Origin of the sequence: Actinomadura sediminis, from assembly GCF_042675525.1 — a bacterium.
GTDB classification, from domain to species: domain Bacteria; phylum Actinomycetota; class Actinomycetes; order Streptosporangiales; family Streptosporangiaceae; genus Spirillospora; species Spirillospora sediminis.
This window is the reverse complement of sequence record NZ_JBHTJA010000172.1, coordinates 1-9,298: the sequence shown is the minus strand read 5'-3', so window position 1 is coordinate 9,298 and position 9,298 is coordinate 1. Positions and strand designations below refer to the sequence as shown.

General features: G+C 72.6%; 10 protein-coding genes. 3 read left to right on the top strand and 7 right to left on the bottom strand.

Annotated elements, in window-relative coordinates:
• Positions 1-122: 122 nt before the first annotated feature.
• On the bottom strand, positions 123-731 hold the full coding sequence (locus ACFQ11_RS36115; RefSeq protein WP_378307170.1) for a TetR/AcrR family transcriptional regulator: 609 nt from the start codon (positions 729-731) through the stop codon (positions 123-125).
• Between the two features lie 86 nt (positions 732-817).
• Between ACFQ11_RS36115 and ACFQ11_RS36110 the strand changes: the two genes are divergently transcribed.
• Positions 818-1,645 carry an SDR family NAD(P)-dependent oxidoreductase gene (locus ACFQ11_RS36110; RefSeq protein ID WP_378307168.1) on the top strand — a complete coding sequence of 276 codons (828 nt, stop codon included), beginning with the start codon at positions 818-820 and terminating at the stop codon, positions 1,643-1,645.
• 85 nt (positions 1,646-1,730) lie between these two features.
• Here the strand turns inward: ACFQ11_RS36110 and ACFQ11_RS36105 are convergent, their stop codons facing one another.
• The 3 genes from ACFQ11_RS36105 to ACFQ11_RS36095 all read right to left on the bottom strand — a co-directional run bounded on the left by ACFQ11_RS36105 (position 1,731) and on the right by ACFQ11_RS36095 (position 4,367).
• Positions 1,731-2,507, bottom strand: a complete 777-nt coding sequence (locus ACFQ11_RS36105) for an alpha/beta fold hydrolase (protein ID WP_378307166.1) — start codon at positions 2,505-2,507, stop codon at positions 1,731-1,733.
• Between the two features lie 87 nt (positions 2,508-2,594).
• The gene (locus ACFQ11_RS36100) at positions 2,595-2,990 is read right to left on the bottom strand and encodes a hypothetical protein (RefSeq protein ID WP_378307164.1); all 396 of its coding nucleotides are present in this window, start codon (positions 2,988-2,990) and stop codon (positions 2,595-2,597) included.
• 672 nt (positions 2,991-3,662) lie between these two features.
• Entirely contained in the window at positions 3,663-4,367 is a 705-nt protein-coding gene (locus tag ACFQ11_RS36095; protein ID WP_378307163.1) for an SDR family oxidoreductase, read from the bottom strand.
• Between the two features lie 86 nt (positions 4,368-4,453).
• Between ACFQ11_RS36095 and ACFQ11_RS36090 the strand changes: the two genes are divergently transcribed.
• Entirely contained in the window at positions 4,454-4,846 is a 393-nt protein-coding gene (locus tag ACFQ11_RS36090) for a MerR family transcriptional regulator (protein ID WP_378307161.1), read from the top strand.
• A 19-nt stretch (positions 4,847-4,865) separates the two neighbouring features.
• Here ACFQ11_RS36090 and ACFQ11_RS36085 read toward each other — a convergent pair whose 3' ends face one another.
• Together ACFQ11_RS36085 and ACFQ11_RS36080 are read right to left on the bottom strand one after the other, a co-directional pair.
• Positions 4,866-6,518, bottom strand: coding sequence for a DNA repair helicase XPB (locus ACFQ11_RS36085; protein ID WP_378307158.1), 1,653 nt, complete (start codon positions 6,516-6,518; stop codon positions 4,866-4,868).
• A gap of 120 nt (positions 6,519-6,638) precedes the next feature.
• Positions 6,639-6,941, bottom strand: a complete 303-nt coding sequence (locus tag ACFQ11_RS36080) for an ArsR/SmtB family transcription factor (RefSeq protein WP_378307156.1) — start codon at positions 6,939-6,941, stop codon at positions 6,639-6,641.
• A gap of 135 nt (positions 6,942-7,076) precedes the next feature.
• On the opposite strand from ACFQ11_RS36080, the gene ACFQ11_RS36075 reads away from it, so the two are divergent.
• Complete coding sequence (locus ACFQ11_RS36075) at positions 7,077-8,507, top strand: MFS transporter (protein ID WP_378307154.1); 1,431 nt, start codon at positions 7,077-7,079, stop codon at positions 8,505-8,507.
• On the opposite strand, the gene ACFQ11_RS36070 is transcribed toward ACFQ11_RS36075, so the two are convergent.
• The gene (locus ACFQ11_RS36070; protein ID WP_378307152.1) at positions 8,486-8,932 is read right to left on the bottom strand and encodes a hypothetical protein; all 447 of its coding nucleotides are present in this window, start codon (positions 8,930-8,932) and stop codon (positions 8,486-8,488) included. The two genes, ACFQ11_RS36075 and ACFQ11_RS36070, sit on opposite strands and share 22 nt — an antisense overlap.
• Positions 8,933-9,298 lie beyond the last annotated feature (366 nt).

Sequence of the window (9,298 nt, the reverse complement as noted above, 5' to 3'; positions counted from 1 at the left end):
GGTACTGCATGGGAGACTGTGTGGGAGAGTAGGACGCCGCCGGACCTTTTTTGCAGGAAGGCCTCACCGTTTATGGTGGGGCCTTTCTCATTTTGTGGGCTTACGAGCGTGAGGCGGGGCCGTCATCGCTGCGTGCGACGTCCGGGAGCGGGCTCGGTGAGGGCCTGGACGAGTCGGGCGACCAGGGCACGGGTCTGTTCGAAGGACGCCTCGCTCAGGGCGGGCGAGCGGACCACCGACCGCATGACGCCCATGCCGAGCAGCAGTGCGCCGATCAGCTCGGCGCGGAGTTCGGCGTCCGCGCCGTTGAGGCGCTCGGCGAAGTCTTGGAGGTAGTCCCCGCAGACCCGGGTACGAAGCTGTTCGCGCACCCCGGGGTTCCCCGAGGAACGCAGCATCACCAGGAGCGGATGTTCGCCGTCGAACTCCTGCCAGTCGCCGAAGACGACATCGCGGAGCAACTGGTCGGTGATGTGGGGGAGCGGACGGTACGGGTCGGCGGCGAGGCCGGACGGGACGTCGACGTGGACGGCTTCGGCGTAGAGCTTCTCCTTCGAGCCGAAGTACCGGGAGATGAGCGCCGGGTCGACGCCGACGTCGCCGGCGATCTCGCGGATGCCGGTGCCGTCGAACCCCTGCCGGGAGAAGCGCAACCGGGCGGCGTCGAGGAGGGCGGTGCGGGTCGCGGCACGGTTCCGGCGGCGCGGCGTCGAGTCTGCGGCATCCGTCATGGAGTCACCATAAGTCATCAGATGTTGACTTGGCGAGAATGGGCTGCCTACGCTCAATGTCATCGGTCGATGACTTGGGGAGTGTCATGCGGACGTACGTGATCACCGGCGGGACGGACGGCATGGGCAAGGGCCTCGCCCTGCGGTTCCTCGGCCGCGGGGACCGGGTGATCGCCGTGGCGAGCGGCGAGGTGAAGGGACGCGCGCTGCTGGACGAGGCGGAGCGCGCGGGGGCCGGGGAGCGGGCCTCGTTCGTCCGGGCGGATCTCAGCACGCTCGCGGGGATGCGGAAGGTCGTCGACGAGGTGGCGGCGACGTCCGGTGCGGTGGACGGGCTGGTCTTCGGCGCGCAGCGGTTCCGGCCTCGGCGGGAGGAGACCGAGGACGGCCTGGAGTTCACCTTCGCGCTGGCGTACCTCAGCCGGTACGTGATCGGCCACGGGCTCCTGGACCTGCTGGAGCGGGCCGAGGCGCCCGCCATCATGAACATCGCCGGCCCGGGCGGCCTCCCCGGCAAGATCTACTGGGACGACCTGCAGTTGCGCGACGGGTACAGGGGGATGCGCGCGTCCATGCAGGCGTCGCGGTGCAACGATCTGCTCGGCGTCGCTTTCCCGGACCTGTATCCCGGCGCACGCACCCGTTACGTCCTGTACAACCCCGGGTTCGTCCGGACGGGTATGGCGGATCCGCTGCCCCTTCCGCAGCGGATTCTGACCAGGACGCTGGGGAAGGTGTTCGCGCAGCCGGTGGGCAAGGCGATCGGGCCGATCGCCCGGCTGCTGGACGAGCCGCCCGACGAGGCGGTGTCGGCGTTCGTGCGCGGCAGGGCGCTCGCGCTCAAGGGGGAGGACTTCGACCCCGATCGTGCGCGGCGGCTGCACAAGGTGACGTCCGGGCTCGTCGGGGACTGACGGGCGGGGCGCGGTCGGCACCGGGGAACGCCCCGTCCCGGGAACGCGGGGCCTCCCCCGGTGCCGGCGCGGGTTCGCGCCGGGGTTATGCCTTGAGGAACGTTGTGATGGGGCCGGTGAGCGACTCGGGGGGTGCGTCGTGGCCGACGCCCTCCAGGATCTCGACGCGCGCGTCCGGGATGATCTCGGCGAGGCGGACGGCCGTGTCGCGGAAGAACGGGGCGCTGCCGTCGCCCGCCAGGACGAGCGTGGGCGTGGTGACGGCGCGGGCCGCGTCCCGCGGGAGGACGCCGTCCTCGCCCACGACCGCGTGGTCGTAGGGCATGGTGGGGGCGAGCGCCTGCATGCCGGGGTCGGCGCCGACGCCGGCGGCCATCTCGTCCGGCATGCCGGTCGCCGCCATGAACATCTTGACGGCGTCGGCGCGGCGGTCGTCGGCGATGGCGGCCCGGACGCCGTCGGCGAGCGAGCGGGCGCGGGTGCGGCTCTCCTCGTCGTCGGCGCCGTACGGGGGCTCGTGCAGGACGAGCCGGTCGATCGGCAGCCCGGCGGCGGCGGCCCGCAGGGCGAGCGCGGCGCCGGACGAGACGCCGTAGCAGCAGGCCGTGCCGCCCGCGGCGGCGATGAGGGCCGCGATGTCCTCGACCTCGCGTTCCGGGGCGTAGGGGGCGGTGTCGCCGCTGTCGCCGCGGCCCCGGCGGTCGTAGTTGAAGACGGTGAAGTGCTCGGCGAGGGACTTCGCCAGGTCGCCGGTGGTGCGGCGGTCGCAGAACATGCCGCCGACCAGGACGAGCGGCGGGCCGTCGCCGAGACGGTCGTAGGCGATGCGGGTGCCGTCTGCGGAGGTCACGTGTTCGGTCATGACCATAGGAGACCGGACGGGCGGCGGAAATTCATCGGAACGCGGGAAGGCCCGGCCGGGTCCGGCCGGGCCTTCGCGGGGGAGGAGTCAGCAGGGGGTGTTCTTCCACCAGTACTCGCCGTAGTGGCCGCCCCAGTTGACGCAGCTGTCGGTCACCTTGACGGGGCCGGCGTAGTACTTGTACCGGCCGGTGTCGCCGCGGAGCGTGCCCGGGCCGCCCTCGACCCAGGCGTTGATCGACACGTTGTTCCCGACGGAGCCGCCGGTCTTGAACGTGACGACACAGGCGGTGTTGCCGTTGCGGAGCAGGTAGACGCGGGCGTTGGGGCCCTCGCCGATGGCGGCGGAGGCACGGATGGTGTATCCGCTGCCGCAGACGCCCTCGGGGGTGTAGGCGTGCGCGGTGCCGGTCATGCCGATCGAGGCGGTGAGTGCCGCGGCGACGCCGATGGTGGCGGCGGCCGTGCGCTTGACCTTCGTCATGTCGTCTCGCTTCCTCCGCGGCCCGTGCCGCGGAGCCTCCATGCAAGATCGACTTTGTGGCCGTGGCGGCTCGCCCGGAGGTCGCATAGATGATCTAGAAGTTGACGGGGTGTCGCCGCAGGTCCGGCGTCACACCAGGTGGACTTCGACGCCGGCGTCGCGGAGGCGGGCGACCGCCGGGGCGGGGGCCGTCCGGTCGGTGACGACGCGTCGAGTCCGGTGACGGGGCAGACGAGGCCGAGGCCGGTCCGGCCGAACTCGGCGGCGTCGCGGACGGCGACGGTGCGGCGGGCGGCGGTCTCGGCGCGCTTGACGGGGACCTCGTCGAGATCGTGGACGGTGAGGACGTCGGTGTCGACGCGGAGGGACGCCGGGACGCCTCGGTGAGCGGCCCGTGAACGCGAGCGCGCCGGGCGTGGTGAGTCCCCGGGGACCAGGAGGCGGACGTCCGGGGCGCCGGAGAGGGCGTTCGCGGGATGCATGTCGAGGGGGACGACGGTGAGGCGGCGGGCGGCGAGGGTGCGGGCGATCGTGAGGGTGGTCGTGCCGCGGCCGAGTTCTGGGACGACGCCTGCGGCCGCCTCGGCGTGCGGGCGGAGGTGCTCGCCACTGGGGCCGCCGGGCCCCGGACGGCCGCCGTGGTCGATGCGGCGGCCGTCCGGGGGCGTCCGGTCAGGAGGCGGCGAGGTGGGGGTAGAGGCGGCTCGGGTCCTCGGCCAGGGCGGCCTTGACCTGTGCGCTCGCGTCGTCGACGAGCACCTCGAGCCTGCCCTCCTCGATGCCGTCCAGCCCGGCGCGGGCGACGTCGGCCGGGTCGAGGAGGTCGCCGTCGAAGCCCGCCATCATGTCGGTGGCGGCGCCGCCGAGGTGCATGCCGGTGACCTGCGTGCCCTGGGCGGCGAGTTCGAGGCGGACGCCGTTGGTCAGGCTCCACTGCGCGGCCTTCGCGGCGCTGTAGGCGTTGGCCCCGTCGTGGGAGAGCCACGACAGCACCGACAGGACGTTCAGGATCGCCCCGCCCGCGGGCGCGAGCACGGGGGCGAAGGCGCGGATCATCTCGAGCGTCCCGTAGAAGTGCGTGTCCATCTCGCGGCGGATGTTCTCCGGGTCGCCGGTGAGCAGGTTCGTGTACGTGGCGATGCCGGCGTTGTTGATCAGGAGGGTGACGTCCGGGGCGGCCTCGGCGGCGGCCCGGACGGACGCGGGGTCGGTGATGTCGAGCCGCAGCGGTTCGGCGCCCGGCAGGTCGATGAGCTCGGGGCGGCGGGCCGTCGCGTAGACCTTCGCGGCGCCGCGCTCGATCAGCTGCTGGACGAAGTGCCGCCCGATCCCGCGGTTGGAACCGGTGACGAGGGCGGTGGATCCGGCGATCTTCATGGGTGTTCCTCGGTGTCGGCGGGGCGCGGTGCGCGCCCGTTCGCCGCTACGCTAAAACTTGACGTTGACGTCAAAGGCAAGTGGTTGTGGCGGGACTCACGCCGGAGGTGGCGATGCGCATCGGGGAGCTGGCGGAGCGGGCGGGCGTGAGCACGCGGGCCCTGCGGTACTACGAGGAGCAAGGGCTGCTGGAGCCGGAGCGCAGCCCGGGCGGGCAGCGGACGTACCCGGACGGCGCGGTCGACCGGGTGCGGATGATCCGGCAGCTCTACGCGGCGGGCCTGCCGAGCAGGTCGATCGTCCCGCTGGTGCCGTGCATGGTGACGGGCCGGGCGACGCCCGAGCTGCTCGACCGGCTCGCGGCGGAACGGGACCGCATCGACGGGCAGATCCGCGAGCTCACCGCCGCCCGGGAGCGCCTCGACGAGGTGATCGCGCAGGCGGCCGAGAGCGTGCACAAGCCCTGCAGGACCGCGTGACGCCGTCCTGTCCGGCGGGTCAGATCTCCCCGCCGGACAGGACGGCGTCGGCGTCCACGATCCGGTACGCGTAGCCCTGCTCGGCGAGGAACCGCTGCCGGTGGGCGGCGTAGTCCTGGTCGAGGGTGTCGCGGGCGACGACGGCGTAGAAGCGGGCGCCCTGGCCGTTCGCCTTCGGGCGCAGCAGGCGGCCGAGACGCTGGGCCTCCTCCTGCCGCGACCCGTAGGCGCCGGACACCTGGACGGCGACGGACGCCTCGGGCAGGTCGATCGAGAAGTTCGCGACCTTCGAGACGACCAGGACGTTCAGCTCGCCCGATCGGAACGCGTCGAAGAGCCGCTCGCGTTCGCGGATGCGGGTCTCGCCCTTGATGACGGGGGCGTCGAGGAGGGCGCCGAGCTCGTCGAGCTGGTCGATGTACTGGCCGATGACGAGGGTCTGCTCGCCGGCGTGCCGGTCGACGAGGGCCTTGACCAGCTTCGTCTTGGTGTCGGTGGTGGCGCAGAAGCGGTACCGCTCGTCGGGCTCGGCCGTGGCGTAGGCGAGGCGTTCGGAGTCGGTGAGGGTGACGCGGACCTCGACGCAGTCGGCGGGCGCGATCCAGCCCTGCGTCTCCATGTCCTTCCAGGGCGCGTCGTACCGTTTGGGGCCGATCAGGGAGAAGACGTCCCCTTCGCGGCCGTCCTCGCGGACGAGCGTGGCGGTGAGGCCGATGCGGCGGCGGGCCTGCAGGTCGGCGGTCATCCGGAAGATCGGCGCGGGCAGCAGGTGGACCTCGTCGTAGACGATCAGGCCCCAGTCGCGGGCGTCGAACAGTTCGAGGTGGGCGTAGGCGCCCTTCCGGCGGGTCGTCATGATCTGGTAGGTGGCGATCGTGACCGGCCGGATCTCCTTCTTCGTGCCGGTGTACTCGCCGATCTCGTCCTCGGTGAGGGACGTGCGGCGGATCAGCTCCTGCTTCCACTGGTGCGCCGACACGGTGTTGGTGACGAGGATCAGCGTGGTGGCCTTGGCGCGGGCCATGGCGGTGGCGCCGACGATCGTCTTCCCGGCGCCGCACGGCAGGACGACGACGCCCGAGCCGCCGTGCCAGAACGCATCGGCGGCGTCCCGCTGGTAGGAGCGCAGCGCCCAGCCGTCCTCGGCGAGCTCGATGGGGTGGGCCTCGCCGTCGACGTAGCCCGCGAGGTCCTCGGCGGGCCAGCCGAGCTTCAGCAGGGCCTGCTTGAGGGCGCCGCGCTCGCTCGGGTGGACGATGACCGCGTCGTCGCCGACGCGGTCGCCGAGCATCCCCTTGATCTTCTTCGCCCGGAGGACCTCCTCGAGGACGGACCGGTCGGACGACGACAGGACCAGCCCGTGCTCCGGGTGCTTCTCCAGGCGGAGCCGTCCGTACCGGGCCATCGTGTCGGCGACGTCGACGAGCAGCGCGTGCGGAACGGGGTAGCGGGAGAACTTCAGCAGGGTGTCGACGACCTGTTCGGCGTCGTGCCCGGCGGCGCGGGCGTTCCACAGCGCGAGGGGCGTCACGCGGTAGGTGTGGACGTGCTCGGGCGCCCGTTCGAGTTCGGCGAACGGGGCGATCTCCTTGCGGCACGCGTCGGCCAGGTCGTGGTCGACCTCGAGCAGCAGGGTCTTGTCGGACTGGACGATGAGCGGACCGTCGGACACAGGTAAGCAGCCCCCGTCGGGATTCGTGGCTCGGATGGCGGGTGTCCCGCCGATGCACGGTACCCGAGGCGCGGCGGACCCGTAGGCACAACGAACGCGGACCGTGCGTGTCTTCCCGGGTCAGGCGCCGGTGGCGGCGAGGACGGACGTGAGCAGGCCGGGGAAGCGGGCCTCGAGGTCGTCGCGGCGGAGGGAGAGCAGGTTCTCCCGGCCGGACGGGCGCTGCCAGATGACGCCGCTGTCGCGGAGCACCTTCCAGTGGTGGGTGAGCGTCGACTTGGAGACGTCGTCCAGGATGACGCCGCAGGACTGCTCGCCGCCGTCGGCGAGGACCCGGACGATGCGGAGCCGGAGCGGGTTGCCGAGCGCGGACAGGACGTTCTCCAGCAGGATCTGCTCGCGCTCGGGGTGCTGAGCGATCACGGGGGACAGCCTACGCGACCGTACGACTGTTCGTAAGTTGACGAACAGTTCGACTGTACGTATGTTCTCGAACTGTTCGACGGTCGTCGGATCTTTCGTCCCCCTGCTGAGAGGTCGTCCAGACACATGACGTCCATGGCCGTGCGCCGACCCGGCTGGGCCCTCGCCCTGCTGGCGACGGCGCAGCTCATCTACTCGCTCGACATCAACATCGTCTACGTGGCGCTGCCCGAACTGGCCGCCGACCTCGGCTTCTCCGAGCAGACCCGGCAGTGGGTCGTGAGCGCCTACGTGGTGTTCGCGGGCGGCTTCCTGCTGCTCGGCGGGCGCGCGGCCGACCTGCTCGGACGCCGCCGCGTGTTCGTCCTCGCGCTCTCCCTCTACGCGCTGTCGTCACTGGCCGGGGGCCTCGCGGACACGCAGGCCGTGATCGTCGCCGCCCGCGCCGTGCAGGGGATCGGCGGCGCGCTGCTGCTGCCGGCCACCCTCGCGCTGCTCGCCACGCTGTTCGAGGAGGGGCCGCGGCGCAACCGGGCCCTCGCCGTCTGGGGCGGCGCCGGCGCGAGCGGCCTCACGATCGGCGCGCTGCTCGGCGGGGTGCTCACGCAGGCGTTCGGCTGGCCCGCGGTGTTCTACGTGAACGTCCCGCTGGCCGGGGCCGTCGCCGCCGCCGCGCTGCTGGTGATCCCGCGGGACGAGCGGGCCGGGACGTCCCGGCGGTTCGACCTCCCGGGCGCGCTGACCGTGACGGCGGGCGCGACGCTGCTCGTGTTCGGGCTCGTCCAGGGCCCGGAGCTCGGCTGGACGGAACCGGCCGTCCTCGGCGCGTTCGTCGCCGCGGCGGCGGGCCTCGTCGCGTTCGCGGTGATCGAGTCCCGGAGCGCCGACCCGCTCCTGCCGTTCGCGATGCTGCGGAACCGGAGCCTGGTCGTCGGCGTGACCGTCACGTTCGTGTTCATGGGGACGTTCGGGGCGCTGCCGTACTTCCTGACCGTGCTGTTCCAGAACGTCCACGGCTTCACCGCGCTGGAGGCGGGCCTCGCGTTCCTCGTGCCGTCCGCCGCGATCGCGTCCGGCACCCAGTTCGGCGCGCGGCTCGTCGGCCGGTTCGGGGCGCGGCGGACGCTCGTCGCCGGGTTCGCCGTCGGGGTGATCGGGACCGTGGCCCTCGCCCCCGCGTTCGGCGTCGGCGCGGCGTTCACGACGGCCGTGCCGGGCCTGGTGGTGTCCGGAGTCGGCCAGGGGATCGTGTGGACGGCGATGTGGATCGCCGCGTCCACGGGCGTCGCGCCCGAACGGCAGGGCGTCGCGAACGGGACGGCGTCGATGACGCTGAACCTCGGGAACGCGATCGGCATCGCCGTCCTCACCGTCGTCGCGAACGCCGGGACCGGCGGCCGCACCGGCGACCTGCTCCGCGCGGCGGTCGCGGACGGCGGCCGCACCGCGGTGCTGCTCGCCGCCGGGGGCATGGCCGCCGGGCTCGCGGTGTCGCTCGCCCTGCGCGTCCCCGCCCGGACGTCACCGCCGGCGCGGGTCCCCGATCAGATGCCTTCGTCGGGGTAGTACGGGTCGGGGTCGGAGCCGACGTCGGCCGCGATGAGCAGGGCGATCACGATGATGGCGAGCACGGTCGTCACGCCGAAGATCACCCAGCTCCAGATCGTGAGGCTGCGCGCCGACTCGGGCTGCTTCTCGATCCGCTGGATCGCCAGCGCGCCGGTGATGATGCCGGGGATCGCGAGCACGTTGCAGCACGACACGACCGCCAGGCTGTTGCAGACCAGCGCGATGATCGCGCTGGTCATGTTCGCGGGCCGGTGCGGCACCCCCGGCGGGCCGTACCCGGGCGCGGACCCGTAGCCGGGCGCGGACCCATAGCCGGGACCGTAGCCGTAGGACTGCCCGTACGCGCCGTTCGGATCCCAGCCCTGGGACGAGCCGTGGGGCGAGTCCCAGCCCGACGGCGGAGTACCTCCGTATCCGCTCACGCGGCCCTCCCTGTGCGATTCCCCGGCCCGCCGCGGCCGGATGAACCAACCTACCGGCAATACGGGACATTCAGTTGGATGCCGGAATCCCCACCCGGGTTCCGGAGGGAGAGAAAAAGCACGGCCTCCAGGCGCAGAGCGCCTTCCGGCCGCGCTTGGATGACCGCCCCGCTTTCGGTGGTGTGGCCGGGGCCGTTGCCGGGGGTGGGGCCATCTCGGGCGCGTTCGGGCCGTGCTTGGGTCACGGCCCTGCTCCTGGTGGTGTGGCCGGGGTCGTTGCGGGGGGTGGGGCCATCTCGGGCGCGTTCGGGCCGTGCTTGGGTCACGGCCCTGCTCCTGGTGGTGTGGCCGGGGTCGTTGCGGGGG